At 46.4% G+C, this 26,130-nt stretch carries 31 protein-coding genes and 2 pseudogenes; 30 read left to right on the forward strand and 3 right to left on the reverse strand.

All coding sequences use genetic code 11. The features are described 5' to 3' along the window. Positions 1 to 10: 10 nt before the first annotated feature. From D6855_RS17120 to D6855_RS06440, 9 genes and pseudogenes are all read left to right on the forward strand, one after another. Positions 11 to 406 (forward strand): annotated as a pseudogene (locus tag D6855_RS17120) ((deoxy)nucleoside triphosphate pyrophosphohydrolase); the annotation flags it as partial. Positions 407 to 508: 102 nt separating this feature from the next. After that, positions 509 to 988, forward strand: a pseudogene (locus tag D6855_RS17125) (class I SAM-dependent methyltransferase); the annotation flags it as partial. Then, a complete protein-coding gene (locus tag D6855_RS06405; protein WP_120739240.1) occupies positions 985 to 1,677 on the forward strand; it encodes a hypothetical protein in 693 nt (230 codons plus the stop codon). The pseudogene D6855_RS17125 and the gene D6855_RS06405, both read left to right, overlap by 4 nt. A 25-nt stretch (positions 1,678 to 1,702) precedes the next feature. Then, positions 1,703 to 2,131, forward strand: coding sequence for a hypothetical protein (locus D6855_RS06410; protein WP_199712409.1), 429 nt, complete (start codon positions 1,703 to 1,705; stop codon positions 2,129 to 2,131). A gap of 421 nt (positions 2,132 to 2,552) precedes the next feature. Then, complete coding sequence (locus D6855_RS06420; RefSeq protein WP_120739245.1) at positions 2,553 to 2,744, forward strand: hypothetical protein; 192 nt, start codon at positions 2,553 to 2,555, stop codon at positions 2,742 to 2,744. A 289-nt stretch (positions 2,745 to 3,033) separates the two neighbouring features. After that, entirely contained in the window at positions 3,034 to 3,240 is a 207-nt protein-coding gene (locus D6855_RS06425; RefSeq protein ID WP_120739247.1) for a helix-turn-helix domain-containing protein, read from the forward strand. Between the two features lie 16 nt (positions 3,241 to 3,256). Continuing rightward, entirely contained in the window at positions 3,257 to 4,579 is a 1,323-nt protein-coding gene (locus D6855_RS06430; RefSeq protein ID WP_243111819.1) for a phosphoadenosine phosphosulfate reductase domain-containing protein, read from the forward strand. 40 nt (positions 4,580 to 4,619) lie between these two features. Continuing rightward, on the forward strand, positions 4,620 to 4,838 hold the full coding sequence (locus D6855_RS06435) for a hypothetical protein (protein WP_120739249.1): 219 nt from the start codon (positions 4,620 to 4,622) through the stop codon (positions 4,836 to 4,838). A gap of 59 nt (positions 4,839 to 4,897) precedes the next feature. Further along, positions 4,898 to 5,245 (forward strand): hypothetical protein, encoded by a 348-nt coding sequence (locus D6855_RS06440; RefSeq protein ID WP_120739251.1) that lies wholly within the window; start codon positions 4,898 to 4,900, stop codon positions 5,243 to 5,245. A 12-nt stretch (positions 5,246 to 5,257) separates the two neighbouring features. Here D6855_RS06440 and D6855_RS17000 read toward each other — a convergent pair whose 3' ends face one another. After that, positions 5,258 to 5,392 (reverse strand): hypothetical protein, encoded by a 135-nt coding sequence (locus tag D6855_RS17000; RefSeq protein ID WP_256372302.1) that lies wholly within the window; start codon positions 5,390 to 5,392, stop codon positions 5,258 to 5,260. Positions 5,393 to 5,416: 24 nt separating this feature from the next. Continuing rightward, the gene (locus D6855_RS06445; protein WP_120739253.1) at positions 5,417 to 5,671 is read right to left on the reverse strand and encodes a hypothetical protein; all 255 of its coding nucleotides are present in this window, start codon (positions 5,669 to 5,671) and stop codon (positions 5,417 to 5,419) included. A 131-nt stretch (positions 5,672 to 5,802) separates the two neighbouring features. Here D6855_RS06445 and D6855_RS06450 point away from each other — a divergent pair, with 131 nt between their 5' ends. From D6855_RS06450 to D6855_RS06495, 10 genes are all read left to right on the forward strand, one after another. Then, positions 5,803 to 6,759 (forward strand): DNA/RNA non-specific endonuclease, encoded by a 957-nt coding sequence (locus D6855_RS06450; RefSeq protein WP_243111820.1) that lies wholly within the window; start codon positions 5,803 to 5,805, stop codon positions 6,757 to 6,759. An 11-nt stretch (positions 6,760 to 6,770) separates the two neighbouring features. After that, on the forward strand, positions 6,771 to 7,799 hold the full coding sequence (locus D6855_RS06455; protein ID WP_120739257.1) for a macro domain-containing protein: 1,029 nt from the start codon (positions 6,771 to 6,773) through the stop codon (positions 7,797 to 7,799). 123 nt (positions 7,800 to 7,922) lie between these two features. After that, the gene (locus D6855_RS06460) at positions 7,923 to 8,702 is read left to right on the forward strand and encodes a vWA domain-containing protein (RefSeq protein WP_243111821.1); all 780 of its coding nucleotides are present in this window, start codon (positions 7,923 to 7,925) and stop codon (positions 8,700 to 8,702) included. A gap of 6 nt (positions 8,703 to 8,708) precedes the next feature. After that, positions 8,709 to 9,593 carry an ADP-ribosylglycohydrolase family protein gene (locus D6855_RS06465; RefSeq protein WP_120739259.1) on the forward strand — a complete coding sequence of 295 codons (885 nt, stop codon included), beginning with the start codon at positions 8,709 to 8,711 and terminating at the stop codon, positions 9,591 to 9,593. A 367-nt stretch (positions 9,594 to 9,960) separates the two neighbouring features. Beyond that, positions 9,961 to 10,770: a YdcF family protein gene (locus D6855_RS06470; RefSeq protein ID WP_120739261.1), complete on the forward strand. Its 810-nt coding sequence runs from the start codon at positions 9,961 to 9,963 to the stop codon at positions 10,768 to 10,770. Positions 10,771 to 10,803: 33 nt separating this feature from the next. Then, the gene (locus D6855_RS06475) at positions 10,804 to 11,340 is read left to right on the forward strand and encodes a TIGR00730 family Rossman fold protein (RefSeq protein WP_120739263.1); all 537 of its coding nucleotides are present in this window, start codon (positions 10,804 to 10,806) and stop codon (positions 11,338 to 11,340) included. 35 nt (positions 11,341 to 11,375) lie between these two features. Continuing rightward, entirely contained in the window at positions 11,376 to 12,059 is a 684-nt protein-coding gene (locus D6855_RS06480) for an MBL fold metallo-hydrolase (RefSeq protein WP_120739265.1), read from the forward strand. 98 nt (positions 12,060 to 12,157) lie between these two features. Then, positions 12,158 to 12,775 carry a hypothetical protein gene (locus D6855_RS06485; protein ID WP_120739267.1) on the forward strand — a complete coding sequence of 206 codons (618 nt, stop codon included), beginning with the start codon at positions 12,158 to 12,160 and terminating at the stop codon, positions 12,773 to 12,775. Then, on the forward strand, positions 12,762 to 13,679 hold the full coding sequence (locus tag D6855_RS06490; RefSeq protein ID WP_120739269.1) for a nucleotidyl transferase AbiEii/AbiGii toxin family protein: 918 nt from the start codon (positions 12,762 to 12,764) through the stop codon (positions 13,677 to 13,679). The genes D6855_RS06485 and D6855_RS06490 overlap by 14 nt, the downstream gene beginning before the upstream one ends. Before the next feature lie 203 nt (positions 13,680 to 13,882). Continuing rightward, the gene (locus D6855_RS06495) at positions 13,883 to 14,581 is read left to right on the forward strand and encodes a YczE/YyaS/YitT family protein (protein ID WP_120739271.1); all 699 of its coding nucleotides are present in this window, start codon (positions 13,883 to 13,885) and stop codon (positions 14,579 to 14,581) included. A 155-nt stretch (positions 14,582 to 14,736) separates the two neighbouring features. Here the strand turns inward: D6855_RS06495 and D6855_RS06500 are convergent, their stop codons facing one another. Beyond that, positions 14,737 to 16,755, reverse strand: coding sequence for a methyl-accepting chemotaxis protein (locus D6855_RS06500; RefSeq protein WP_120739273.1), 2,019 nt, complete (start codon positions 16,753 to 16,755; stop codon positions 14,737 to 14,739). A gap of 282 nt (positions 16,756 to 17,037) precedes the next feature. Between D6855_RS06500 and D6855_RS06505 the strand changes: the two genes are divergently transcribed. The 11 genes from D6855_RS06505 to D6855_RS06545 all read left to right on the forward strand — a co-directional run bounded on the left by D6855_RS06505 (position 17,038) and on the right by D6855_RS06545 (position 26,130). After that, positions 17,038 to 17,469 (forward strand): hypothetical protein, encoded by a 432-nt coding sequence (locus D6855_RS06505; RefSeq protein WP_120739275.1) that lies wholly within the window; start codon positions 17,038 to 17,040, stop codon positions 17,467 to 17,469. A 1-nt stretch (position 17,470) separates the two neighbouring features. Then, positions 17,471 to 17,614: a hypothetical protein gene (locus D6855_RS16685; protein WP_158589485.1), complete on the forward strand. Its 144-nt coding sequence runs from the start codon at positions 17,471 to 17,473 to the stop codon at positions 17,612 to 17,614. 99 nt (positions 17,615 to 17,713) lie between these two features. Then, entirely contained in the window at positions 17,714 to 18,580 is an 867-nt protein-coding gene (locus D6855_RS06510) for a cation diffusion facilitator family transporter (protein ID WP_120739277.1), read from the forward strand. Between the two features lie 116 nt (positions 18,581 to 18,696). Further along, positions 18,697 to 19,788, forward strand: a complete 1,092-nt coding sequence (locus D6855_RS06515; RefSeq protein WP_120739815.1) for a radical SAM protein — start codon at positions 18,697 to 18,699, stop codon at positions 19,786 to 19,788. A gap of 4 nt (positions 19,789 to 19,792) precedes the next feature. Continuing rightward, positions 19,793 to 20,464 carry a nitroreductase family protein gene (locus D6855_RS06520; RefSeq protein ID WP_120739279.1) on the forward strand — a complete coding sequence of 224 codons (672 nt, stop codon included), beginning with the start codon at positions 19,793 to 19,795 and terminating at the stop codon, positions 20,462 to 20,464. Between the two features lie 74 nt (positions 20,465 to 20,538). After that, positions 20,539 to 20,715: a hypothetical protein gene (locus D6855_RS16690; RefSeq protein WP_158589486.1), complete on the forward strand. Its 177-nt coding sequence runs from the start codon at positions 20,539 to 20,541 to the stop codon at positions 20,713 to 20,715. A gap of 344 nt (positions 20,716 to 21,059) precedes the next feature. Next, positions 21,060 to 21,650, forward strand: coding sequence for an HD domain-containing protein (locus tag D6855_RS06525; protein ID WP_120739281.1), 591 nt, complete (start codon positions 21,060 to 21,062; stop codon positions 21,648 to 21,650). Positions 21,651 to 21,666: 16 nt separating this feature from the next. Continuing rightward, the gene (locus D6855_RS06530; RefSeq protein WP_120739283.1) at positions 21,667 to 22,179 is read left to right on the forward strand and encodes an O-acetyl-ADP-ribose deacetylase; all 513 of its coding nucleotides are present in this window, start codon (positions 21,667 to 21,669) and stop codon (positions 22,177 to 22,179) included. A gap of 18 nt (positions 22,180 to 22,197) precedes the next feature. Then, on the forward strand, positions 22,198 to 22,758 hold the full coding sequence (locus D6855_RS06535; protein WP_120739285.1) for an alpha/beta family hydrolase: 561 nt from the start codon (positions 22,198 to 22,200) through the stop codon (positions 22,756 to 22,758). Between the two features lie 442 nt (positions 22,759 to 23,200). Continuing rightward, the gene (locus tag D6855_RS06540; RefSeq protein ID WP_120739287.1) at positions 23,201 to 23,488 is read left to right on the forward strand and encodes a hypothetical protein; all 288 of its coding nucleotides are present in this window, start codon (positions 23,201 to 23,203) and stop codon (positions 23,486 to 23,488) included. Positions 23,489 to 23,553: 65 nt separating this feature from the next. Further along, on the forward strand, positions 23,554 to 26,130 hold the full coding sequence (locus tag D6855_RS06545; RefSeq protein ID WP_120739289.1) for a PEP/pyruvate-binding domain-containing protein: 2,577 nt from the start codon (positions 23,554 to 23,556) through the stop codon (positions 26,128 to 26,130).

A 26,130-nucleotide genomic window follows, 5' to 3' on the forward strand; every position in this document is an offset into this window, starting at 1 on the left:
TAGTAAATATATGAAAACAGTGAACGTAGTCGCAGCAATAATCTGCGACGATTACAACAAGAAAACAAGAATATTCGCAACCCAGCGTGGTTATGGTGACTACAAGGATGGCTGGGAATTCCCAGGTGGCAAGATCGAGGATGGTGAGACTCCAGAGCAGGCTTTAGTCCGCGAGATCAGGGAAGAGCTTGGAGCTAAGATAGAAGTCCATGACCTTATCGACATCATCGATTACGACTATGAGACATTCCACCTCCACATGAACTGCTACTGGGCAACTGTAGAAGAAGGTGAACTCCAGCTCCTTGAGCATGAAGCTGCAAAGTGGCTTGAGTACAGTGAACTCAGAAGTGTTGACTGGCTTCCTGCGGACCTGGCGCTGATCCCTAATATCGCAAAAGAGATGTTTGATAACAACGTTGAGTATTACAACGAGAATGCTGACTCATTCTTCGCTGGAAGTGTTGATGCCAACATGTCCTATGCCAGAGAGAAGTTCACTTCACATCTCCCATCAGGAGCAAAGATCCTTGACGCAGGCTGTGGAAGCGGGAGAGATAGCAAGGCATTCCTGAATGCAGGATATGACGTAGAGGCCTTCGATGCATCTCCTGAGATGTGTAAACGCGCTTCTGAATATACTGGCTTAGACGTTAAGAACATGAGATTCGAAGACATGACATATACCAAAGAGTTCGATGGCATATGGGCATCTGCGACACTTCTCCATGTGCCAATGACAGAGCTTCCAAGCATCCTCCAAAAGATGAATGCAGCTCTTAAACCTGACGGAGTAATATACGCATCATTCAAGTACGGCGACGGAACCAAGATGCGTGGAATCCGCAAGTTCAGCGACTTCAATGAAAAGACCATAGTTCCACTTTTTGAAAACGCAGGATTTACAATCCTGGACAACGAAGTTGGCAATGACAACAGACTCGGCAGAGAAAGTGAAATGTGGGTAGAGGTAATAGTTAGAAAATGACAACAAAAGAAAAACCCTTAGGAATGAGAATAGGTGAGAACGTCTTCTGCATCGGCTATCTGATGTTTGCCCTGATCGCAGGGATCATATTCATCACCAGGACAGCCACCACCGGCAATCTGTTCTTTAGGATCTGCGCGGTCATGACCCTGCTCCTTGGCGGTGGCGATGCATTCCACCTGATCCCAAGGATCATCTACAACTTCAGGGGCGAGCCCTCGGGAAAAGAATTGCAGCAGAAGCGAGATTTCTGGCTGGGACTGGGAAATCTGATATCATCCATCACAATGACCGTGTTCTACATTTTCTTTTTCGCAGCATTGTCCGTAAAGCATGGAAAGTATGATATCAGCTCCGTGATGCCAGAGAAGTTCACTCTGTATTTGATACTGAATGCCCTGGCAATCATCCGCATCATCCTGTGTATGTTCCCTCAGAACCACTGGTTTTCCAAGGACCAGGAGACAAGATGGAACCTGTACAGAAATATCCCCTTTGTTATTATGGGAGTGATCACAATCCTGTATCTGATCATTTGGTATAAAGAGCTACTGCTGGCAGCGTTAGTGACAGTGAGCTTTGTCTGCTACATGATAGTAGTGCTGGGCGCCAGGAAAAAGCCCATGCTTGGAATGATGATGATTCCAAAAACAATATGTTATATCTGGATGATTGCACTGTTTCTATGAAGCCTGACAAGAGGAGGAAAATGAAATGAGTAATTTGGGGATGAGTATGCTCTGCCTTGCAGTGTGCTATATATTGGTGACCTGGGTTGGAATCGGTCACACGATTTTTAACGTCAAGGTGCTTCACATGAAGTCCATGAAGGAAGGGCCGGGAATGGGCGAGGCCTATGAAAAGACCAAGCCCTGGCATCCACTGTACAACATAATCCTGTTCCCTGTGTTCGGATATATCTACATGCACAGTCTCGCAAATCCAACAATGACTGAGGCTTTGCTGACAGGCTGCATCTGGGCAGTGATCAGCATCATCGTGGACCTGGTGGGCTGGGTCCTCATCAAACATCCATGGAGACTGACTTTCAAGCAGTTCTATGTGGAATACCAGCCATGGATCACATTGATCTATATCGCGATCTTCCTTGGACCAGTGATTGGATTTTTGTTTGTGAAGTAATTGGCAAGAATAAAGTTACTGGCATGATGTGCTTATAAGCCGCTCTGTTGAGCGGCTTTTTTAGTGTCCGATTTATCGCCCAAATGTTGTGGGATAATCCTATCATCAGAAGATTGGATTATAGAAAAAGGAGATTTTAACTATGTTAATAATATTGATAGCACTGTTTCCGGTACTGTTTACGCTTTGGGTCTTGGTACAGATAATCATAATTATGGTTCGCTTTATTAGCTTTGATATCAAACTTGCTTCTATCAAGCGCACTAATCCTAAGCTGTATGAAGAGTTAAGATATAAAGCCAATATGATGTCCAATGGATGTAGGACTGTGATTATTAAAGAGGATCATTACCTTTGATATTGGCAAAGAGGAACAAAAGATGAATGGTTTAGATATGCCCATGAGGGCAGGAGGTAGAACATGTTTTTTGGAAAGAAAGACAAAGATGTAAGACTAACTGATAAAGAGTACAAGAACCTGGTTGGTAATATGAGCAAGAAGGAGCGCAAAGACTTTGATCGTAGGCAGAAAGAGTTCAGACGTGACAGAGAATATGATCGCCTGAATGACTGGCTAGATTTTGAAGACGATATGGATGATATGGGATGTTAAAAGTAGGAGTTGCTTATGAAAAGACTATTGTATTGGGTAAGGAAGTGTTTCCTAAGGCATAACAAGTTCTGCAAGCACTTTTGTGTTACATGTAAGTACTATGAAATATGTCGCAGAGACGGAATGGAGTGATACAAAAAGATTATACGAATAATAATACATATTCATCCAGTTGATGGAAAATCGCAAGAACATGAATAAAAAGCTTAGTAATTTGGTGCGTTGCATAGCTCTATGTGATAGAATTAATCTCGTGTAACCGTATCTTTTATTATCAGTGAGGCGGAGTATGAAGATTAGTTATAAGAAATTATGGATTATGTTGGCAGAACAGGAAATGAGTAAGCAGGTATTCCGAGAAGAATTGAAAATTGCCTCTGGTACCATGACCAAATTAAATAAAGGTCAAGAAGTCTCCTTGTCTGTTATTCTTCGCATATGTGAGTATTTTGATTGCAATATAGGCGATGTATGCGATGCGGTTAAGGCAGAATAAATAGAGTGGTGGATGTATGATAGAAAGAATATGCCCAAAATGTAAAGTGCCAATGAATGGGGACAATTGTGTTAATCCTAAATGTGGTCATGCAACAGAAATGGCTTCAACAATATATTGGTGTGATGAGTGTAATATACCTATTTATGAGAAAGAGTGTCCTGTTTGTGGGAATGAAGGCAGATATCTGTCTACAGATCTAAGACCGGTTTTCCCTGAAGAAAACATGCTGGTTTCATTACTTATTACTGGTAATCCTTTTGAATATCAGAAGAGTTCGGTGTGGTACGGCTCGAATGCATATATCATTGATGGACAGAAGATAAAGTTTTCTGTGGGCAAAGAGAATGCCAAACCTTTAGATGAGATAAAAGCAATAAAAGCGGCTTATGATGAGGCGTCAAAGAGTCTTGATTATAAGTATTTTGAACAAAGTGTCAGCCTTTTTGTCAAAGCTAACGCCGACCGATACAACTACATAACTGAAGAGGCAATTAACTTTATTCAGCAGTATCTCAACAAATATACAATAGAGGATATGATGGTTTCGTTCAGTGGAGGAAAGGATTCTACTGTAACATCGCATCTTGTTAATCGTGCGCTTGGAACGAACAGGATATTGCATGTTTTTGGAGATACTACATTAGAGTTCCCATATACTCTTGAGTATAAGAAAAGATTTAATAAGAATGAAGAATCACAAGGGGTTAGAATTCTTACTGCAAAAAACAGAGAAAAGAATTTTGAGAATTTATGTGAGGTGGTTGGTCCACCTAGTAGAGTAATGAGGTGGTGCTGTACAGTTTTTAAAACGGGTGCGATACAGAAGACTATAGCATCAGCATTTAAAGATAAGAATAATATCTTGAGCTTTCAAGGAATACGACATAATGAATCGGCTAGCAGAAGTAAATATGAACGTGAGAGTGAAAGCCCAAAGATCTCAAAACAAACTGTAGCTGCGCCTATCATCGATTGGACAGACTTTGATGTATGGCTTTATATCCTTACTACTGGAATTGATTTTAATGAAGCTTACAGATTGGGATGGACTAGAGTGGGATGTTGGTGCTGCCCGAATAATGGAGCATGGTCGGAATTCTTATCTAAAGTTCATATGTATGAACAGTATGTTCATTGGCATGACATGTTAGTTGAATTCGCAAAACAAATAGGAAAACCAGATCCAGAAGACTATGTTGCTGAAGGTGGATGGAAGGCAAGACAAGGCGGAAATGGATTAGCTGCAGCACAAACATCAATTGTTGCTTTTGAACCATGTGCAACAGACGAGAGTGCATTCAACTATGATCTTCAGAGACCGATAACAGATTGTTAAAATGAATAGAGAGAAATGATAGATATCATAGGAGAGAGTTATGAGTAAAAATGACTACCACAGCATCTCTTTTCCGTTGATAAGTTCTGGTATTTTTGGAGGAAATCTTCCTAATGCTGTGGGTGAATCGACCAAACAATGCTGCAGAGCATATAAGAAGTTTGTCCAGGATTATCCTGATTATGAGATCGACGTTAAACTCTGTGCTTATGGACAAGGCGAGATGACTTTGGCCCAGGCAGAGTTTGATGCGAATTGAGGATAAGATATCAGAGTAAGTAGATTTCTATAAGAATATGAAATGGAGGACTGTTGGGGATGCAGGGAAAATATCCAGTTATTACGTTGTGTGGGAGCACACGTTTCAAGGATCAGTTTATGGAAGCACAGAAGAAGCTGACACTTGAAGGCAACATAGTAATTAGCGTTGGACTTTTTGGACATTCAGGAGATTCTGAAGTCTGGGAAAACATGGATGAAGGTACACTTACAAAGACCAAGGAAATGCTTGATGATATTCATAAGCGCAAAATTGATATGTCTGATGAGATCTTTGTGATCAATGTTGGAGGATATATCGGCGACAGTACTAGAAGCGAGATTGAGTATGCTTTAGCTCATGATAAGAAAGTAAGGTATCTCGAGGCATACAAAGAAAAGGCTTGATTGGCCCTGATATTATTTCCTTCGTTTATTAGATAAGAGTAGACCTGCAAGCAATGTAATAGGTACAGCAAGTACTGATATCAGTGTTGTTGCTCCTGCAGCGATACTCTTATTATTTTTCTTATTTTCATTGTTGTTTTCGCTCATGGACCTGGATTACTCCTGTGATGATCAACCTATATAATGGTCGCCCTTAACTAACCAGTGCCAGGTATCTTGGAAGTCTTCCCAGGTTATGTCCTCTTTGGGCTTGGCCATTGCTTCTTCCAAACTGGTAAATGAACGCTCATGACCTGGTTTTCTTCGAGGAGCAGCGGCCGCGCTCATTCCACCAGTTACTTTTTCCATTTCTTCGTTTGAAAGTTCCATTCCGGATTCTGCAAAGAAACTATTATTATTCTCTTTTGAGTTCTTTGATGGCTTCATATTGTTCTCCCTTTTTGCGAATAACAGACAACTAATTACCTTGAGCTCATATACTATTATATACGAATTACTATCTAACATGTCAGTATTTTTGTGATAAAAATGATATGATAGACGAGAGGAAGGTTGCTATGAAGATGACTCGTCTTGCAAATAGAATAAATATCGTCTTACTGGCACTTTGTGTCTCCATGTCCTTATTCCTCTTTGGCTGCGTACAGAGTCATGCAGAGGACGAGATTCCTGCGTATAGTGGAAATGCGTTTGTAGAGCTTAACAAGAATGTTTCGGAGTTCAAGAAAGATGAGATCACCGTTAGCTCTTTTGAACGATATGGAGAACTGGACAAGCTGGGAAGATGTACAACCGCGGTAGCATGTATCGGACGGGACCTTATGCCCACAGAGGAGCGCCAGTCTATTGGTGATGTGCGGCCTACAGGTTGGAAGCAGAATAAGTATCCTGGATTGGTAGATTCAGATCCTCCTTATCTGTACAACAGATGCCACATGATAGGATTTCAGCTGACTGGTGAGAATGCCAATGAGAAGAACCTTATCACTGGAACCAGGTACATGAACGTAGAGGGAATGCTGCCCTACGAGAACATGGTGGCAGAATATATCAGCAGTACTGGCAACCATGTAATGTACAGAGTTACTCCCATTTTTACAGGGAAGAATCTTCTGTGTGATGGGGTGAAGATTGAAGCTTACTCGGTAGAAGATAAGGGCAGAGGTATTTCTTTTAACGTATTCTGTTATAACGTTCAGCCGGGAGTAGAGATAAGCTATGCAAATGGCAGCAATAAGCTGGCGCCTGAGACCAGTAGAGAGGTAGACGGTAGTTCTTTTATCATAACTGGCGGAGATTCCGGGAATGGATCAGTAAGGTCTTCGGCAGGTAGTGAGGTTTCTGATATTCCTGCAGAGACTACATATATACTCAACAAGAATTCCAAGAAGTTCCATTATCCTGACTGTGAGAGCGTTTCTGACATGAAGGAAAAGAACAAGGTATATAGCGACAAGAGCAGGGATGAGATAATTGCTGATGGATACAAGCCCTGCAAGAGATGTAATCCATAGAGGTGGAAGAGATGCCATTTCAGATCATCAGAGCGGACATAACTAAAGTAAAAGCAGATGCCATCGTGAACACAGCTAATCCTGCTGTGGCTATTGGTGGTGGCGTTGATTCTGCCTTATATAAAGCTGCGGGGGAGGATAAGCTCCTTGCAGCCAGGGAGAAGGTTGGTGTTCTGGAGCCGGGAGAAGTTGGGATTACGCCGGCTTTTGATCTTGATGCCAGGTACATTATTCACGCCAGTGGACCATGGTGGGAAGGCGGAAGTCACGGTGAGGTAGAGCTCCTTACCCAGTGCTACGACAGGGCTCTGGCATTGGCTTTGGAGAATGGATGCAGGTCCATTGCTTTTCCGCTGCTTGCCACGGGGACTTATGGTTTTCCGAAGAGGATCGGTATAGAGGTAGCCGTTAGCTCTTTTACCAGGTTCCTGGGAGAGCATGAGATGGAGATATACCTGGTGGTGTTCGGAGAAAGTGCCGTCAGGATATCCGGAGAGCTGGGAGAAGAGGTCAGGAGCTTCATCGACGAGGACTATGAGACTGAGGCTCTTAAAGAGGAGTATTCATGCGACGGAATTCCGGAGGATGAGCCGGAGAAAACGGTAAGGCCCAGGGCGGCGATGCTATGCAGTACGGTGGCTGGAGCTGTACCAAACCAGGCCCTTGGGATGTCTCTTGATGCTGCGCTTAAGGACATGTACACGGATACCTTTGAGAAGCATCTTCAGCAGTACATCAACAAGAAGGGACTCAAGAATTCTGAGGTTTATGCAGCTGCCAATATTTCCAAGCAGTATTTTTCCAAGCTCCTTAAGGGGCAGGTCAAGCCGTCAAAAGAGAAGGTCCTTGCCCTGGCAGTTGGTCTGCGCCTGAACCTTGATGAGGCTGTGGATTTCCTGCGGCTTGCGGGGTATGCTTTGTCTCCGGTGTCACAGACGGATGTGATCGTGGAGTGGTTTATCACCCATGGGGATTACAATGTAATGAAGATCGATATCGTGCTTTTTGATTACGGACTGGATCCGCTGTCAAAGGGATGATGTGGGTTTTGCCAAGGTCGCCTTCGGGTTGACCTTTTTCTTTTCCCAAAAAGGTAATATGTGGTCATAACAAAGAAAACAGCCCACTGCAGGGGGCGACATGATTACCAGGAGGGAAATTAAATGAATAAGAATCTTACAGAAATCGTTTATATATTGGACAGATCGGGCTCCATGGGCGGGCTTGAGGCGGACACCATCGGCGGGTTTAATGCTATGATGGAGAAGCAGAAAAAGACAGGTGAGAAGGCACTTGTGTCGACGGTGCTGTTCGATGATGTCTGTGAAGTGATCCACGACAGGGTTCCGCTGGATAAGGTTGAGGAGATGACCGGGGAGCAGTACTACGTCAGGGGATGCACGGCGCTGCTGGATGCGGTGGGCGGAGCGATCCATCACATCGGAAACGTGCACAAGTACGCAAGGGAAGAGGACAGGCCGGGCAAGACCATATTTGTGATCACTACGGATGGCTTTGAGAACGCCAGCAGGAAGTACTCCCGGGAGAAGATTGAGAAGATGGTCAGAAGGAAGCAGGAGAAATACGGATGGGAGTTTATCTTTATTGGTGCGAATATTGATGCTTATGCGGAGGCGCAGAAATACGGGATCCGCAAGGACAGGGCAGTGAATTATGTGAGTGACAGTGTGGGGACTGCGAATGTGTACGCTGGAGTTTCAGCGGCGGTCTGCTGCACGCTTAAGGCTTCCGCGGAGAACTATCACATGGAGATGGATGAAAGCGGATGGGCTGATGAGATAAATGAGGATTATGTAAGACGCGGGGGATCTGACGCGGGACGAAGGAGTGTTCTGGGCGCTGGTAGTGTTCCGGGCGCTGGTAGTGTTCTGGGCGCTGGCGATGCGGCTTTTGCAGGACGTGGTAGAAAGGCCAGGAGGTGATGTGTTATGGCAATTAAAGGAGCAGTTCTTGGAGATATATTGGGTGCGCAGTACGAGTTTGACAGACCAAGGAATCTGGACTGGAAGAATGTGGCTTTGGTAGGCGGCGATGCTATCGGGTTTACGGATGATTCCGTGATGGCGCTGGCGGTGAAGAAGGCGATAGTGGAAGGCGCTGGAGGTTCTGGGGGTTCTGGAGCTGGTGGAGCCGCTGGGGCTGATGGAGCTGCTGGGGCTGAGTGCGGGGACGGTGATCGCGGCTGTGTGAGCAGCGAGGCGCTGGTGAAGACCATGGTGGCTGTTGGGCGCAAGTATCCATTCTGCGGATATGGTGGAAGGTTCTTTAAGTGGATAAATGGAGATAAGCATGAGCCTTATAACAGCTGGGGCAATGGATCTGCCATGAGAGTGGCTTTTGTTGGGGAGTTTTATGAGGATTATGAGGAGATGCAGAAGATGGCTGAGGTTACAGCTGCGGTTTCACACGATCACCCTGAGGGGATCAAAGGAGCAGTGGTCACAGCCACATGTATCTGGATGGCGAGACATGGCAAGAGCAAGCAGGAGATCTATGACTACGTGCTGGAGCAGTATCCAAAGGATGACTATGAGTACAGCATTGCATACAGCCTAGATGAGATCAGGCCAAGGTATAAGTGGAATGAGAGCTGCCAGGAGTCAGTACCTGCGGCTATGAGGTGCTTTTACGAGAGCAGCGACTACGAATCGTTCATCCGAAATGTCTTTTCCCTGAAATGCGACAGTGATACCTTCGGAGCCATCGCTGGCGGCGTGGCGGAGGAGTTCTACGGGGGATTTGGTGCGATCGACGCGGATGGACTGCTGAAGAAGTATCTGACACCGGAGCTGTGGGAGATACTGGTGGAGTGAAGTTTTGAGGGCTGGCGGGCTGGAGTTGTACTGGTTGCAGGGCTGTTGTGGGTGTTTTGGGTCAAAATCGGGTTTTTTGGAAAAGGGGGACCACTGATTTTTGAAAAGTTGACGTTATAGCGTTTGGGTTTGGGTAAAAAACCTGGTTTTTCTAAAAGAGGTACCATTTTTCTGGGTGTTTTCCGTGGAAATCTTCGGAAAAATCCTGGGTTTAATGGTACCTCTTTTTCAAAAAGGCCGTTTTTCGCCCAAAATGGGGAAGAGGAGAGGGTTGAAGTTCACGAAATATAGAATGTTGAATTTGGCATACTACATTTTCTATACATTACTGTCAAGAAATTACTATAATAAACTCTATGGAGGAGTTATGGTAAAGAGATTATTTACACCAGGGATCAGGGCGTTATGGTTTGTGCTTGCGGTTCTGTGCCTTGCGTATTCATTGATGGTATTTTTGGTGGGAAGCGGAACATTTTCCTTTGTGATATGGTTGGTGGGGGCAGCGTTTTTCGGGGCTTGTCACTTCCTGGCTGGAAAGGGAAGATGGGCTGCGGTGCCAAAAGTTGTAAGGTGGATGACGTATGTTGTTCTGGCGGCGGGAGCAGCGGTGTTCCTGGTCTGCCAGGTGGCGATCTGGTCGCATTTTTTTGATAAGGGAGAAGCGGATCTTGACTATGTCATTGTGCTGGGAGCGCAGATGAGAGGTGACAAGCCAAGCGTTATCTACAGGTACAGGCTGGAGAAGACTGGGGAGTACATGGAAGAGAATCCTGACACCAGGTGCGTGACTACCGGAGCCAAGGGCGGAAATGAGACCATGAGCGAAGGTCAGGGCGGAGCAGATTATTTGGTGAGCCTTGGAGTTGATAGAGACAGGATCGATGTTGAGGAACTCTCAACTGACACAAAAGAGAATATCCAGAATGCGTTGGATATCATCAGGCAAAGAGAAGCGCAGAGCGATGGCGACAAGGACAATCTGGATAACCTTGATAACCTCAGGATAGGAATCGTGACCAACGGATTCCATGTATTCAGAGGAGTACGCATCGCCAGGAAGCTCACGGATGCGGAAATTTGTGGCATCGCTGCTTACATGCAGCCACAGTACATTCCTAACAATACAGTCAGGGAGTGCTTTGGAGTAATAAGAGATTTTTTGGCAGGATTACTATAGGCAACGATACAGACATTAGGAGGAGGCAGTTGTATGAACATCGTAGTTTATTGCGGGTCAAGCAGTGGTAATGACGAAAGGTTCCTTGAGTCTGCGAAGGCCCTTGGAAAGTGGATCGGTGAAAGTGGTAATACTCTTGTTTATGGCGGAGCCAGCAAGGGACTTATGGGAGCAGTGAGCACAGCGGCGTTGGAAGCAGGGGCAGAGGTAATAGGAGTCCTTCCGGATGTTCCTTTGATCCAGGCAAGGAGGCAGCAGGGGCTTACCCAGTACATCGACACACCTACCATGGCTGAGAGAAAGGCCAGGATGATAGAGCTTGCGGATGCTTTTGTGGCGCTGCCAGGCGGGATCGGGACGCTGGATGAGCTGACAGAGGTTATGTCACTGATGAGCCTTAACATTACAAGCTGTCCGATAGTTCTTTTCGATACTAATGGATATTATCAGCCCTTCAGAGCAGTTGTAAGGAACATCGTTGAGAGCGGATTTGGAAGGGATGAGTATTTTGCAAATATGCTGTTCTCGGAGGATATGAAGGATATCGCAGAGTTCATAACGAGGAAATAAGTGGCTGCCGGCGCAGGCAGCAGGGGGATTACAACATGAGCAGACTTGAAAGATTAACAGAACACATATGGTACATGCCATTTGAATCAGAGCGTGACAGGCCAAACCTGAGCTATATCAAGGGTGACAACTGGAGCCTGGCAATAGACGCAGGGCACTCTGAGGCCCACACCAGGGAGTTTTACGAGCTTCTGGAAAAAGAGAATCTTCCGCTCCCAAGCATTACTGCCATAACCCACTGGCACTGGGACCATACATTTGGGATGCATGCCATCAACGGATTGTCTATCGCCAATGCAAAAACAAACCAGCATATCGCTGAGATTAAGAGCAGGATAGAGCAGAACGGAGCAGAAGAGTTCCTATCTTTTGATGAGAGTATCAGGCTTGAATACGCTGGGGGAAGGCCGGTTATCGTAACCCTGGCAGATATGGTGTTTTCTGGCGAGATGACACTGGACCTTGGAGGCATTCACGTTCAGCTCCTGGAAGCTGAGGCGCCGCACACTGATGATTCGACGCTAATCTATGTTCCGGAGGAGAAAGTTCTTTTCCTGGGGGATTCCACCTGTGGTGAGTTCCCAAGCTGGAGGAAGGACGGGGCTCTTGCCAGGAAACTAGCTGACACGATAGAGAAGATCGGGCCAGAGACCTGTGTTGAAGGACACTGGCAGCCGGTAGAGACCGCAGATACGCTAAATGACCTTTTAGAAGGGTGATGCCAAATTTGGCATCACTTTTTTATTACTTGAAAAAGCTTAGTGAGAGATGTATCATAAAAGTGAAATTAAAGATTTCAAATATGTGAGGGTGCAATATGGTAATCGATTATATTGTAGAAAATTACAAGGGTGGCGAGCCTATCTTTATAGATGAGATACCTGGGAAATCCAAGGATTATATCAGGCAGGAAATGAAGAGGCTTGTTGACGATGGCAAACTTGAGCGGCTATACAATGGGGTATATTATATCCCTTATTTGACAGTACTGGGTACGAAAGGCCGTATTTCCGTGGATAAATTCATTGAGAAGAAATATCTGAATGTAGGTGGTGAGACTACAGGATATATCACTGGCTTGCAGCTTGCGAATAAGTTTGGATTTACAACACAAAACCCGTCCTGTTATGAGGTTTGTAGCAATGAGGCCACAACCAAGCAAAGGAAACAGGATTTGGATGGCAATACCATAATAGTGTATAAACCAGTTGCTGAGATCTGCGAGAAAAACGTTGGAGCCCTTCAATTTCTTGATCTTATGACTAATATCGACAAATATAGCGAAGTTAGTGGAAAAGAGCTCTTTAAGAAGCTGAATAAATACATTAAAACAGTCAATCTGGACTTTTCTGTTGTTAAAGAGTATCTGCCATATTTCCCTGATAAGGTATTCAAAAATCTATATTACGGAGGCTTGATGAGTGAGCTGGTATAAAGGGAATAGGAGTGAATGGCAGGAGATAATTGAAACTGTAGCACGTGAGGAGAGAAGAACAGTACAGATGGTTGAAAAGGATACGATTCAATCATTCATTTTACTGGAACTGTCCAAAAGTGAGTTGCCATTTGTATTTAAAGGAGGAACATCTCTTTCAAAAGCCTTTGGTTTGATAGATCGTTTTTCAGAAGATATAGATTTATCAATGAATGTTAAGGTTTCGGAATCTGAAAAAAGGAAGTCTAAGGAAACTATCTTATCTATAGCCCAAAATCTGGGGCTTCAATTAGTCAATCCTGATGATATTAAATCAAAACACAGCTATAACAAGTATGTTTTTGAGTACGACTCTTTTTACAGCGATATACCACTTGAGCTTATTGTGGAAACAAGCTTTTATCAAAAGGTTTATCCGGTTACTACACGTAGAGTTGACAGTATTATTGGAGCGTTCTGTGATAAAAACAATATAGTATTGCCAGTTCCCTTTGATGCGGCCACTGTGAACATGCAGGTTCAGTCCCTTGAGAGGACATTTATCGATAAGATATTTGCTATATGCGATTACAGAATTCAGGACATGCAGGACAGGGATTCAAGGCATCTATACGATATTGCCAAGATACTTCCGGAAATTGCCATTAACGATGAGCTGGATAAACTCATTGATGATGTAAGAGATGACCGTATGTTATCCAAATACAACCCGTCAGCGTCTCTTGAGTACAGCATTCCCAAGCTGCTGGATGAGATCATAGAGAGTAGATTCTACGAGCGTGACTACAATGATATCACTAAGAGGCTCCTTTATGAGGATGTATCGTATGATGAGGCGATAGAGCAGGGAATAGCAAAGGTGGCATTGTTTGACATATTTAATTACCGTAAGCAGCGACCGTAAGGCCAAACTCTTTATTAAGCCACAGACCGCAGAGTTTATAGTTAATTAACGTTTTAGCGGCAATAATTATGCCAGAACTACTCCATCCACGACTACGAGCGAATTGCGGACAAAGAGATGTATGAGTGCAAGCACAGGATGAAGGCGGAGAGGACAGACTAAAGAGGATTGACAAGCAGAGCCTTTAGTAGGATGATTAAGCAATGCTTAACAATAATAGATTTCAGGAAAACCGCACGATAAGTGCTATCATATTTAACATGCTCCTGGCGGCTGTGAGTCTTTTCTGCAACGGATTTGGAGTGTACCTGACCATCCAGGCCAACATTGGCGCAGGTCCGTGGGATGTGCTGAATCTGGGACTTGCGAGGACCCTGGGGATCCTCTACGGAACAGCGTCAGTTGCTGTATCCTACGCGATACTTGGTATCGACATTGGTCTACGAGAGCCCATCGGGATCGCGATGTTCATTGACGCCTTTGTAGTAGGTAAGGCGGTAGACTTTTTTAACAGGATGAACGTAGTGCCAAAGTGCGATTCGGTTCCCAAAGGGATCGTGGTTATGCTCATCGGTCTTGTGATCATGGCATACACCCAGTACACCTACATGTCAGCGAGCCTTGGCTGCGGTCCAAGAGATACACTGCTGGTTGCGCTTGCGAAAAGAGCTGGTCGCATCCCTATAGGTGCTGTCAGCATAGCACTTCTGAGCCTTGCCACTTTCATTGGATGGCTCCTTGGAGGCCCGGTAGGAATTGGAACTTTGATATGCGCCTTCGCAACTGGCCCAATCATGCAGATGGCATTTAAGTCAGTGAAGTTCGATGCAACCCACGTACACCACCAGCATCTGACGGATTCGGTTAAGGTGTTCGTGGACAGGAAGACGAAGGCGGCGTAAGAGGCAACTTAGGGTTGTGCAGAAATGCATACCGGTGAATAATTATTCACAAAATATACATATAAAAAATAGCCCTGTACAGGATTTTGAAAACCTGCACAGGGCTTATTATTTATGTGTATTTCGGCATTAGCTCTTTTCCCGAGCCTAAGGCATTATGACTTGAAGAAGGACATCTCTTCGTTGAGCTTATCAGCGATATCCTTGAGGTTGTTAGCAGATCCAGCAAGGGTTGTAACTGTAGCAGAGAGCTCCTGCATGGAAGCGCCTGTCTCCTCTGAAGAAGCAGCGTTCTCTTCGGAAATAGCAGAAAGTGCGCTCATTGTGTCAACAACTGCGTTCTTACTTGATTCACAAGTATCAGCGCCCTGAGAGATGAGCTGTACGCCGCCTACTGTGCTGCTGATATCACCAAGCATTCCGTTAACTGCATCCAGTGTCTCGCCAAGGGCGATCTGCTGGTCATTGTTGCCCTGCTTAACGTCTTCAGCTGCCTGAACTGCGGCTTTGGACTGCTCGAGGAGGACATCCATCTCTTTTCTGATATCATCAGCCATCTGCTTGGAATCATCAGCAAGCTTGCCGATCTCTTCCGCAACGACTGCGAATCCTTTTCCTGCTTCGCCGGCTCTTGCAGCCTCGATGGAAGCGTTGAGGGAAAGGAGGTTTGTCTGTGTAGCGATTGAGGCAATGCCTTCAACCTTGCCATTGATATTTGTAACAGCATCCTGTGTAGCACTGATGGTCTTGGAGATCTCGTCGATCTTGGCGGTCATCTCGGCTGAGGAATCCTGCAGGGATGCAAGGGAGTTGCTGGATACTTCTGAAGCTTCCTTCATCTTGTTTGCAAGATCTGAAAGGCTTCCAGTTGAATTCTGAACGTCTCCTACAGCATCGCCGATTCTTCCAACGTTCTCGGATGCACTCTGGATCTCGTCTGCCTGCTGGGTTGCTCCGGATGCGATCTCCTGAACTGCATTTGATACGTCCTCAGCTGTCTGGGAGATCTGGTTAGCCATATCGGAGAGCTCCTCGGAGGATGTACCTACATCCGAAGCGGACGCCTTGATGTTGGTTACAATATCCTGAAGCTTCTGGATAACTGTATTGGTGCTGCCAACCATAAGGCCAAACTCGTCTTTTCTGTGGAGATGTCTTTTAACTGGCTTGAATTCACCGTCTGAAAGAGCTGACAGGGAGTCGCTTACATCGCCGATAGGATCTGTAAATGCTCTTGCCATGATCAGGGAAACAATGCCTGCAAGGACAGAAAGAATAAGTCCGATGATGATAACGATGATCGCTGAGCTTCTTGCTGAAGCCTTGATCTCATCGAGGTTCTGGGCACAGCATACTGTCCAGCCTGTATCAGGGTCTTTTGCATAGCAGATGATGGCGTTATATTCGCCAGTGAAAGCTGTGAAGGAACCGCTTGTTGCGTCACTTGTCATGAATGGCGTGTCTGTATAAACAAAGTTCTCTTCATTTTCAGCTGTGATATCAAACTGTGAATGAGCTGCCATCATACCTGATCTGTCAACGATGTAGGCATTCTCAGCATGCTCTGCAAGGAAATCGTGGAACTCGTTAAGGTTGTAGTTACGCTGAACAACACCGATTACAGTGCCGTTATCGTATACAGGACATGAGAAAGTTGTCTGACGGGCGCCTGTTGAAGCGGATGTGATTACATCTGATGCATGTACATTACCCTTCATGGCTTCCTGGAAATATTCTCTCTTGCTTACGTCAACCAGCTTACCTGATGCACGGAGCATCTGCATTCCGTCTGGTCCTGTGATAACTGTGATGTTACCGTCGTTAAGCTGGCCATCTACTTCATTAAGATATGCCTGAGCTTTTGAAGCTGAGGTCAGATCTGTTGGATTTACGTAGAAAGTCTTTGTTGATGGTGCAGCAGCAATGGCCTGCATGGCTGCAAAGTTTTTCTGAATAATGGTCTCGTACTCTGACTCAATGTACCAAGCCTGCCAGTTAAGAGCCTTGATAGCGTCTGCTTCAGCTTTCTTGGTGGAGTTGTTGTAGCTGACAATGATAGCGATTGCCAATGGAAGAATGGCAACGATCAGCATAACTGCAATGAGTCTGGTTTTGATACTGTTTGAGAAACTAACAGCATTTGTGTTCTTAGTTTTCTTAGTTACCTTCGCCATAAAAGTGCCTCCATACATTAGATTTGTAACGACCATAAAAAAGAAACTGCTACGAGAATAATTATACAGCTATAGTTGGGAAATAGCACGTATTTAGGCGAAATATAATAAATATTTTATGAGTTAAATTTCAAAAATGTATCTGTTTTAGCACATTTTCTTTCAAAGCCGTGTAAAAGTACGCGAAATAAGTGAATATTTAATACCTCCAGCCCCGACTGTGATAAATAATATAGCGTAAGGTGTGACACAGCATTTTGTAGTTTGTTGAGGTAAAGAAAAATGGTCATAGGAATTATCGGAGAAAATTGCAGCGGGAAATCAACCCTGGCAGATGAGATCAAAAAGAAAATAGGTGCGGAGATCATCACAGGGAAGGATTACCTTAGGATGGCCAAGAGCGAGAGTGAGGCGAAAGCTCTTTTCCAGAAGAAAATGGAAAACGCCGTCAACGGTGACAATCTGATCTACGTGATTTCTGACCGGGAGCATCTAGAGCTCCTTCCTGCCGGGGCAAAAAAGATACTGGTTTCGGCGGACTTAGACACAATTAAGGAACGGTTCAAGGCAAGGCTCCATGGCAATCTGCCTGCGCCTGTAGAGCTCATGCTGGTGAAGAAGCATGGGATGTTTGACAACGAACCGGTGGATTTCAAGTACGACGGTGTAAACGGCAACGCTTACATGTTGTGCGAGAGTTTGGAGGTAAATTAAAATGCACTTTTTTGATAGAATTTTTGGAAACAGAAGATCTCTCAGTAAAGACGAGCAGGCCCTTATCGAGTGGGCACGCATCGAGAAGGTAGACAGAATCGTATGCGAAAAAGATCTGAGAACTTTTTTCAACTACTGTAAATAATTCAGAAGGGAGCAGCCGGGCGCTGCTCCTTTTTCCATTTCGGGGCTTTGTTGACAGCGGTCGAAATAACGTCTATCGTTTTTATTGAGGGTTATTGAAATGGATGAAACAAGAATTATAAAAAGAGTGTCCAAAGTTGGAATATTCGGAAACGTGGTGCTGGCTTTATTCAAGCTGATCGCAGGTGTCATCGGTAATTCCGGAGCTATGATATCCGACGCGGTGCACTCTTTATCTGACGTATTTGCTACATTTGTTGCATATGTTGGCGTAAGGCTGTCCCAGCAGCCAGAGGACGACGAGCACCCATACGGCCATGAGAGGCTGGAGTGCGTGGCGGCCATGATCCTTGGCGCCCTTTTGGCAGTGACAGGCCTTGGCATCGGATACACCGGCCTTCAGAAGATCATTTCCGGAGAGCCCCTTGAAGTTCCCACAATTCTGCCACTTATCGCAGCTGTGGTCTCCATCGTGGTGAAGGAAGCCATGTTCTGGTACACCATGCACTACGCCAAGAAGATTGATTCTCCGGCATTTAAGGCAGACGCCTGGCACCATCGCTCAGACGCCATCTCATCAGTTGGCGCATTTATCGGTATCGGCCTGGCTAAGCTTGGCTTTCCTATCATGGACCCCATCGCAAGCCTTGTGATATGCTGCTTTATTCTTAAGGTGGCCTACGACATCTTCAAGGATGCCCTGGACAAGATGCTTGATACCTCCTGCGGAACTGAGATGGAAGGCAGGATGATGAGCTTTATCATTAAGCAGGAAGGTGTTGAAAATATCGATCTGTTCCACACCAGGCAGTTTGGAAACAAGATCTACATTGATCTTGAGATCGCTGTCAAAGGTGACATGTCTCTGTACAAAGCCCACGAGATCGCTGAGCGGGTTCACAACAGCGTGGAGCAGGAATTCCCCAATGTTAAACATATAATGATTCATGTTAATCCGGCGGACTAAGGGCTGGCGCGGGTTCGAGCTGCGGCCTGGGCGTGCTGGCGTCGTATTTTGCGTGGCTTGATGGGTTGCGCACAATATAATTGCATTTAATGTTTGAGAGTGGTATAATGGGTCCTATGAGTAAAGAATTTGATATCCAGGAATATATGACACATGGGGTTGAGCGCGTAGTTTCCGACGCCATCAAGGCAACCCTTAAGAATCCAAAAGAGAGCGCCTACATGGCGAAGTTTGCTCTGGCAACCAAGGCGGCTTCCAAAAGAAGAGCCAAGCTCGAAGCGGAGGGCGAGCACATTCCGCCGTTCCTTATTGCCAGCATCACCAGCAGCTGCAACCTTCACTGCGCAGGATGTTATTCAAGGTGCAACAATGCAACCCAGGACACTGAGCCGGTTCAGCAGCTTTCAGATGAAGAGTGGCTTAAGATCTTCGATGAAGCAGGAGATCTTGGCGTAAGCTTCATCCTTCTTGCAGGTGGAGAGCCGCTTCTTCGTAAAGGCGTTATTGAAGCAGCTGGCAAAAAGCCAGACATTCTTTTCCCCATATTCACAAACGGAACCTATATGGCGGACAAGTACTTCGAGATGTTCGACAGACGCCGCAACCTGATTCCTATCATGAGTATCGAGGGCGAGAAAGAGGCCACTGATGCAAGGCGCGGCGAGGGCGTTTACGACAAGCTGATCTCAAACATGGATGAGCTGTGCGAGCGCGGCCTTATCTACGGCGCATCAGTTACCGTGACAACTGAGAATTACAGGGACGTATCTTCCGAGGAGTTTATTGGGAAGCTCTCCAGCAAGGGCTGCAAAGCAGTGATCTTCGTTGAGTTCGTGCCAGTTACCGACGAGTCCCAGCACCTTGCTCCAGGCGACGCAGAGCGCGATTACCTGGCAAAAGAGATCTCACGCCTTCGTACTGAGCATCCGGAGATGGTGTTTGTTTCCTTCCCTGGAGATGAGAAGAGCTCCGGCGGATGCATCGCTGCAGGAAGAGGGTTCTTCCACATCAATTCCCACGGCGGAGCAGAGCCATGTCCATTTTCACCATACTCGGACATCAATGTAAAAGAGACGTCGCTCAGGGACGCCATGAAGTCCAGGTTGTTTAAGGCGCTGCAGCAGGAGGGCGTTCTCGTGGACGACCACCAGGGCGGCTGCGTACTGTATGAGAAGAGAAAAGAAGTGGAAGCGCTGATAGGAGGGTAATGTGATGAATGATTTTGAAGCTATTTATGCCAGGCACTCGGTTCGCAGTTACAAGCCAGATGCCATCGAGGCTGACAAGGTTTTACAGCTTCGCGAGAAGATAGATGAATTAAATGCCGCTGGTAACCTGCACCTGCAGTTTATCGAGGACGCAGGCAGGACCTACAGCAGGCTAATGAACAGAGTAGCAGGCCTTGGCTCTGCACCCAGCGTCATCGCCTGTGTTGGCAAGGACGCCGAGGACCTTGACCAGAGGGTTGGATATTACGGGGAGCAGTTAGTTCTTTTCGCTCAGAAGCTCGGACTTAATACCTGCTGGACAGGTACCTTTAGTAAGGGTAATACCGACGCTGATGTTAAAGAGGGCGAGAGGCTTGTGATCTGCATCGCCATCGGCTATGGCCAGGACCAGGGCAGAGTCCGAAAGTCCAAGAGCTATGAGGATGTTGCGAAGGTGGATGCTGCAGTCGGCGAGGCTCCAGAGTGGTTTAAGAAGGGCGTTGAGATGGCGCTTCTTGCACCAACAGCCATCAACCAGCAGAAGTTTGTAATTAGGCTTGGCGCTGATGAGAGCGTGGAGCTTGTCGACAAGGGCGGAATCTTTAGTAAGGTAGACCTTGGCATTGTTAAGTGTCACTTCGAGATCGGCGCAGGAAGAGAAGTTACAAAAAGTTAACAAATATTGATAACAATTTAATTGCAATAAATATTTAAAGTGATATAATCGTTCATGGACGGAGGGAAATTGAAATGAACGAGATCAGTGAGATTGTTGCCGGAGAGATCAAGAGCGTTCGCGATATCATGCAGAGCGAAGCAAATGCAAGATGGGCATCCGCTCGTGACGTCAAGTCAGATAAGGTAGTCATCAGACTTAATCCGGACGATTCAGTAGAATTTGTTGGCACGGGAGTAATCGTAGCCTGAAAGTTGTTTACTAACAAAATAGAACATTTAAAGAAAAACGTATCAAAAATCATCACATGACATCGTTGTCAGGTGAGAAAATTTGATACGTTTTTTGTATTAATGGCTGTCTATTTAGAAAAATCGAGGATTCCGCAGGGCGAAGAGGACATTTTTTGATACGTTTCTTTGAAAAAATCGAGTTTTGTGAAAATCCGACTTTCGCAGGGGGAGTCTCTAATTTATGTCAACCACCTCTAAGGGGGAGAATCTTTTTGCCAAGTCTCCTCCCCCTGGCAGGATTTCTTTTGCCGCGGCCTGGTGTTAAAATAGTTCCATACACCGAAATTTAGAGGAGAGAGGGCATGTACCCATCAAGAGAAGAAGCAGAGAGACTCCTTGTGGAGGCGGAAGGCTGTAATCCCGGGCCTTGGGGGAATCACAGCAGAGTGGCAGCTCACTGCGCGGAAGCCATTGCGGCGCGGTTGGGGCTTGATCCGGAGAAGGCCTACGTGCTGGGACTGCTCCACGATATAGGAAGGAAGTATGGAAAGCGCCATCTGGGGCATGTTTCCGATGGGTATTCCTATATGATGTCCCTGGGGTACGATGAGGTGGCGCAGATATGCCTGACCCATTCTTTCAGCGATCACGATTATAAGAAGTACGTTGGAAACTTTGACACCAATGAGGAAGAGACGGCGCTGATAAGGGACAAGCTTCTGGAAGCTGAGTTTGATGACTATGACTATCTTATCCAGCTGTGCGACGCAATCGCAGGGGCTGAGGGTGTCATGGATATGATAGAGAGAATGAGTGATGTTAAGGCCCGATACGGGGATTATGATCCTGTGAAGTGGGACAGCAACATAAAGCTCAAGGCATATTATGAAGAGAAAATGGGCATGGACCTTTACGAGGTAGTAGACAAGGAACATTTCAAGCCCGGGGCATAAAATCAGGGAGGTAGGTATGAGCAGCATAAAGTATCATTCTGGTGACATTACGAAACTTAAGGTTGACGCCATAGTCAACGCGGCCAACAGCTCACTTCTTGGAGGAGGGGGCGTTGATGGCGCGATCCACAGGGCAGCAGGCCCGGAGCTCCTTGCAGAGTGCAGGACGCTGAATGGCTGCAATACGGGAGAGGCCAAGATCACCAAGGGCTACAACCTTCCAGCGGCTCACGTTATCCACACCGTTGGGCCTATTTACAGCGGAAGCCCATCGGACCCAGTAAGCTTAAGGAATTGCTACTGGAACAGCCTTGAGCTTGCCAAGGAAAACGACCTTCACAGCATCGCATTTCCTGGCATCTCCACTGGCGTTTATGGCTATCCCAAGAAGGACGCCGCCAAGGTGGCTCTTACTGCAGTCAGGGAGTGGATGGAAGAAAACGCAGATTACGATATTGACGTGACAATCGTTAATTTCTCTGAAGAGGATTATCTAATTTATCAGAAAGTTGCAGCGCAGCTGGACTAATCGCTGCGGGGAGGAAACATGGACAAGAAGCTGGCAGTTCTTTTCCCAGGAATTGGGTATCACTGCGACAAGCCGCTGCTGTACTATTCTAAGAAGCTGGCTCGGCAGCAGGGGTATGAGGTGGTGGAGATCCACTATGATTTTGACGGCGAGATTTTGGACGTAAAGAATAACGCCCATCGTATGATAGAGGCGGTAGAAGAGTTCGGAAGACAGGCACTTTCGCAATTAGCCGACATCTCTTTTGACCAGTATACAAGTGTTGTGTTCGTAGGTAAGAGCATCGGGACAGCCATCGCAGCCCGCCTTGCCAAGGGAAAAGAGCTATCGGTAAAGCAGGTGGTGCTGACTCCCGTTCCAGACACCCTCAAGAACCTTCCAAAAGAAAACACCATCGTCTTTCATGGCCTTAGCGATCCATGGTGTGACAACGACATCGTGGACAAAGCCCAGGCAGAGACTGGATTTGAGCTGCATCTTGTAGAAGGCGCAAACCACTCGCTGGAGACAGGAGACCCCATGCGGGACCTTGAGATCGTGCGGGACGTTATTGAGAAATTGGCAGAGTTTCTTGATTAAGGTTGCATTTTTTAGTTGGGCCAAAAATCGCGGCTTAGAGAATTGTCACCATACCATGTTCGTAATAACGTTGATAATCGGGCTGGTATGGGCGTTTTGAAGAATTGTCACCATAAGGAAAAAGAAAGACATCGCATTTTTTGCGGGAATTTTGCGGAAATTAGGCAAATCTTGAGCTTGTACATGGTGACATTTCTCCAGAGACCATGTTTTAGCCCAGGCGCCATACAAAATATAGAATAGAAAGGCAAAACTGTAGAATGAGACAAGAATCATGGAGATGATCTTGGACTGACGCAAAAGGCGTAGACTGAAATATGCCCTCGCCCTTGGAATGGGGCGGACAGTGTGATATTATAGTGACAGAAAGCAAAGGCGCTTACAGAAATGTTGACGTACTTTGCTTTTTTTGTAGATATGATTGGCAGAGAGGAGACATGCTATGGAAATTACAGAAAAGCTTGAAGGCCTTATCGAGAAAGCTAAGGGGGATGCGGCCCTGAAGGACAGGCTGCTGGCCACAAGAAATTCATCTAACCCCGTTGCGGAATTCTGTGATATTGCCACAGAGTGCGGTTTTCCCATGTCTGTCATGGATATAGTAAATCAGGGAGAGGAGTTCTACGCGGAGATCAAGCGCAGCACCAACGGCGGCGGAGAGAATTCGCCGGATCTTGATTTCCAGAATGATGAGTACTCCATTTTCATGATGAGGCTGAGCGACCTGTAAACGCGGGTAGCGTCTGCAGCGAGCCGGGCCGTTAGCTCTTTTCCCTAACAGCAGGAGGTACGCGTATGGCAGCATTTGACCGGGTGAAATCCGGAATCCCGGAGATGGACACGGCGCTGGACAACATCAGGCTCGGGGATAACGTGGTGTTCCGCGTGTCGGACCTTGATGAGTTCAGGCTCTTTGTGGATCCTTATGTGGAGCAGGCCAAGCGGGACAAAAGAAATATCATCTACTTCAGGTTTGCGTCCCATGAGCCGCTGGTGGCGGACTGCCCCGAGGTTAAGACCTATGAGGTTCCGCTGACACACCACTTCGAGACCTTTACCATGGACATCCACAACATCATAGATAAAGAGGGCAGAGACGCCTTCTACGTTTTCGATTGTCTGTCGGAACTTCAGATCCGCTGGGCAAATGATCTTATGATGGGCAATTTTTTCAGGGTTACGTGCCCATTTCTGTTTATTCTTGATACTGTCGCATTCTTCCCTATCATCAGGGGCAGGCATTCTTTCCACGCAGTCAACAAAATCCTAAACACAACGCAGCTCTTTCTTGATGTGTATTCCGATATAAAAAACGTATACGTGCGCCCGGTGAAGGTCTGGAACAGGGATTCCGAGACCATGTTTTTGCCGCACATTTATAAGAAGGACGAGGGGACTTTCAGGCCGATCCTTGATGGCGTTCAGTCAAGCCGCTTCTATCAGCTTCTGGACAACCACCAGAGGCCTGGAGAGGACCAGTACATCGACTTCTGGGACAAGTTCTTTAACGCAGCCAGGATCCAGTACGACGCTCAGATGGACATGACCGCGTCCTGCGAGACCATGTGCAATATCATGATGACCAGGGACGAGAAGATGCAGCTCATGGTAAAAAAGCATTTCCGGCCGGAGGATTATTTCAACGTAAGGAGTCACATGATCGGCACTGGAATGGTTGGCGGAAAAGCCTGCGGAATGCTGCTTGCAAGGGCTATCATAAGGAATCTGTGCCCTGAGATAAATGAGGTTTTGGAGCCCCACGATTCGTTCTTTATCGGGTCGGATATCTACTATACATATATCGTTGACAATGAGTTCTGGGACCTGAGAGTCAGGCAGAGGACCGAGGAGGAGTACTTTTCACTGGCGGCGGAGTTTGCGGATAAGCTCCAGCAGGGCACTTTCTCGGAGGCTCTGGAGACCCAGTTCAAGCACATCCTTGAGTACTACGGTCAGGATCCGTTCATCGTCAGGTCCAGCAGTATCTTGGAGGACGGCTTTGGCAATGCCTTTGCGGGCAAGTACGAGTCAGTTTTCTGCGCAAACAGAGGAACTCTTGAAGAGAGGCTTCTTGAGTTTGAGAACGCGATCCGCACGGTATATGCCAGCACCATGAGCCTTTCTGCGCTGGACTATCGTAAGCGCAGGGGTCTGGACAAAAGAGATGAACAGATGGCGCTGCTTGTTCAGAGGGTTTCAGGCTCTTACTACGGCCCTTACTATATGCCATGCGCTGCAGGCGTAGGCTATTCCTACAGCCCATACAAATTCCTGTCGGGGATAGATCCAAAGGCAGGAATGCTAAGGCTCGTCATGGGCCTTGGAACTTCTGCCGTTGACAGGACTATGGGCTCTTATCCCAGGCTGGTTAGCCTTGATATGCCAGAAGCAACCTCATCTACAACTGTTGCTGAGAAGCACCAGTTCTCCCAGAGAGCCGTTGAAGCTATGGACGTCAATGAGCACGTGCTTAAGCGCCTAGAGCTGAGAGAGATTGAGAGTAAGCTCCCGTTCTACCTGCTGAACACTTTGCTTGAGCACGACTACGAGGTTGAAGATTCCCTTAAGGAGCGCGGGATCATCAGGGATGTACGCTTCATTTCCTGCAAGGGCCTTGTGAAAAAGCAGATCCTCATGGAGCAGATGCAGCAGCTTATGCAGCTGATCCAGAGCGAGTATGAGCATCCGGTGGACATCGAATTTACCATGAACCTGTCTGAGAGCGGAGAGTATTCCATAAACCTTCTGCAGTGCAGACCCCTTCAGGTGTTCAAGGACACAGCACAGGTTGCGGTTCCTGAGAATATCCCGCAGGAGAGCATCGTTCTTGAGACTATGGATTCCTCCATGGGCCTTTCAAGAAACGTTCCCATCGATATGGTGGTCTACGTAGATCCAAAGGCCTACTACAACATGCCTTACGCAGACAAACCCAAGGTTGCAAGTCTTATAGGTAAGATAAACTGGAAGTACCGCGGACAGGGAAGACACATGATGCTGATGGTTCCTGGGCGCATCGGAACTTCGTCTCCGGAGCTTGGCGTTCCCACTACCTTTGCGGACATCAGTGAATTCGAGGCGGTGTGCGAGGTGGAAGAAAAGGAAGCTGGCTACAACCCTGAGCTCTCCTACGGAAGCCACATTTTCCAGGACCTGGTTGAAGCTGACATTCTGTACACAGCTATTTTTGCAAATGAAAAGACGCTTACCTTCGCACCGGATAAGCTGTCACGGTTTGAAGACATAGCGTCTGAATTTGAAGAAAACAAGGATGTGGCTGGCATCGTAAAGGTCTATGATATGAAGGAAAAACAGTGCGCATTGTTCTACGACCTTGAGAAGAACCATCTTATGCTTAAGATGGGAGAGTGA

The sequence above is a fragment of the Butyrivibrio sp. CB08 genome (genome assembly GCF_003625485.1).
Classification (GTDB): Bacteria; Bacillota; Clostridia; order Lachnospirales; family Lachnospiraceae; genus Butyrivibrio.

What these genes read in the sequence shown, in the direction of transcription:
- D6855_RS06405 (WP_120739240.1), top strand. Translation starts at nt 985, where the DNA reads ATGACAACAAAAGAAAAACCCTTAGGAATGAGAATAGGTGAGAACGTC.
- D6855_RS06480 (WP_120739265.1), top strand. Translation starts at nt 11,376, where the DNA reads ATGAGCAGACTTGAAAGATTAACAGAACACATATGGTACATGCCATTT.
- D6855_RS06540 (WP_120739287.1), top strand. Translation starts at nt 23,201, where the DNA reads ATGGAAATTACAGAAAAGCTTGAAGGCCTTATCGAGAAAGCTAAGGGG.
- D6855_RS06515 (WP_120739815.1), top strand. Translation starts at nt 18,697, where the DNA reads ATGAGTAAAGAATTTGATATCCAGGAATATATGACACATGGGGTTGAG.
- D6855_RS06545 (WP_120739289.1), top strand. Translation starts at nt 23,554, where the DNA reads ATGGCAGCATTTGACCGGGTGAAATCCGGAATCCCGGAGATGGACACG.
- D6855_RS16685 (WP_158589485.1), top strand. Translation starts at nt 17,471, where the DNA reads ATGCACTTTTTTGATAGAATTTTTGGAAACAGAAGATCTCTCAGTAAA.
- D6855_RS06455 (WP_120739257.1), top strand. Translation starts at nt 6,771, where the DNA reads ATGCCATTTCAGATCATCAGAGCGGACATAACTAAAGTAAAAGCAGAT.
- D6855_RS06475 (WP_120739263.1), top strand. Translation starts at nt 10,804, where the DNA reads ATGAACATCGTAGTTTATTGCGGGTCAAGCAGTGGTAATGACGAAAGG.
- D6855_RS06470 (WP_120739261.1), top strand. Translation starts at nt 9,961, where the DNA reads ATGGTAAAGAGATTATTTACACCAGGGATCAGGGCGTTATGGTTTGTG.
- D6855_RS06465 (WP_120739259.1), top strand. Translation starts at nt 8,709, where the DNA reads ATGGCAATTAAAGGAGCAGTTCTTGGAGATATATTGGGTGCGCAGTAC.
- D6855_RS06485 (WP_120739267.1), top strand. Translation starts at nt 12,158, where the DNA reads ATGGTAATCGATTATATTGTAGAAAATTACAAGGGTGGCGAGCCTATC.
- D6855_RS06520 (WP_120739279.1), top strand. Translation starts at nt 19,793, where the DNA reads ATGAATGATTTTGAAGCTATTTATGCCAGGCACTCGGTTCGCAGTTAC.
- D6855_RS06435 (WP_120739249.1), top strand. Translation starts at nt 4,620, where the DNA reads ATGAGTAAAAATGACTACCACAGCATCTCTTTTCCGTTGATAAGTTCT.
- D6855_RS06420 (WP_120739245.1), top strand. Translation starts at nt 2,553, where the DNA reads ATGTTTTTTGGAAAGAAAGACAAAGATGTAAGACTAACTGATAAAGAG.
- D6855_RS06460 (WP_243111821.1), top strand. Translation starts at nt 7,923, where the DNA reads ATGAATAAGAATCTTACAGAAATCGTTTATATATTGGACAGATCGGGC.
- D6855_RS06505 (WP_120739275.1), top strand. Translation starts at nt 17,038, where the DNA reads ATGGTCATAGGAATTATCGGAGAAAATTGCAGCGGGAAATCAACCCTG.
- D6855_RS17000 (WP_256372302.1), bottom strand. Translation starts at nt 5,392, where the DNA reads ATGAGCGAAAACAACAATGAAAATAAGAAAAATAATAAGAGTATCGCT.
- D6855_RS06440 (WP_120739251.1), top strand. Translation starts at nt 4,898, where the DNA reads ATGCAGGGAAAATATCCAGTTATTACGTTGTGTGGGAGCACACGTTTC.
- D6855_RS06410 (WP_199712409.1), top strand. Translation starts at nt 1,703, where the DNA reads ATGAGTAATTTGGGGATGAGTATGCTCTGCCTTGCAGTGTGCTATATA.
- D6855_RS16690 (WP_158589486.1), top strand. Translation starts at nt 20,539, where the DNA reads ATGAACGAGATCAGTGAGATTGTTGCCGGAGAGATCAAGAGCGTTCGC.
- D6855_RS06525 (WP_120739281.1), top strand. Translation starts at nt 21,060, where the DNA reads ATGTACCCATCAAGAGAAGAAGCAGAGAGACTCCTTGTGGAGGCGGAA.
- D6855_RS06495 (WP_120739271.1), top strand. Translation starts at nt 13,883, where the DNA reads ATGCTTAACAATAATAGATTTCAGGAAAACCGCACGATAAGTGCTATC.
- D6855_RS06500 (WP_120739273.1), bottom strand. Translation starts at nt 16,755, where the DNA reads ATGGCGAAGGTAACTAAGAAAACTAAGAACACAAATGCTGTTAGTTTC.
- D6855_RS06445 (WP_120739253.1), bottom strand. Translation starts at nt 5,671, where the DNA reads ATGAAGCCATCAAAGAACTCAAAAGAGAATAATAATAGTTTCTTTGCA.
- D6855_RS06450 (WP_243111820.1), top strand. Translation starts at nt 5,803, where the DNA reads ATGAAGATGACTCGTCTTGCAAATAGAATAAATATCGTCTTACTGGCA.
- D6855_RS06430 (WP_243111819.1), top strand. Translation starts at nt 3,257, where the DNA reads ATGATAGAAAGAATATGCCCAAAATGTAAAGTGCCAATGAATGGGGAC.
- D6855_RS06510 (WP_120739277.1), top strand. Translation starts at nt 17,714, where the DNA reads ATGGATGAAACAAGAATTATAAAAAGAGTGTCCAAAGTTGGAATATTC.
- D6855_RS06535 (WP_120739285.1), top strand. Translation starts at nt 22,198, where the DNA reads ATGGACAAGAAGCTGGCAGTTCTTTTCCCAGGAATTGGGTATCACTGC.
- D6855_RS06530 (WP_120739283.1), top strand. Translation starts at nt 21,667, where the DNA reads ATGAGCAGCATAAAGTATCATTCTGGTGACATTACGAAACTTAAGGTT.
- D6855_RS06425 (WP_120739247.1), top strand. Translation starts at nt 3,034, where the DNA reads ATGAAGATTAGTTATAAGAAATTATGGATTATGTTGGCAGAACAGGAA.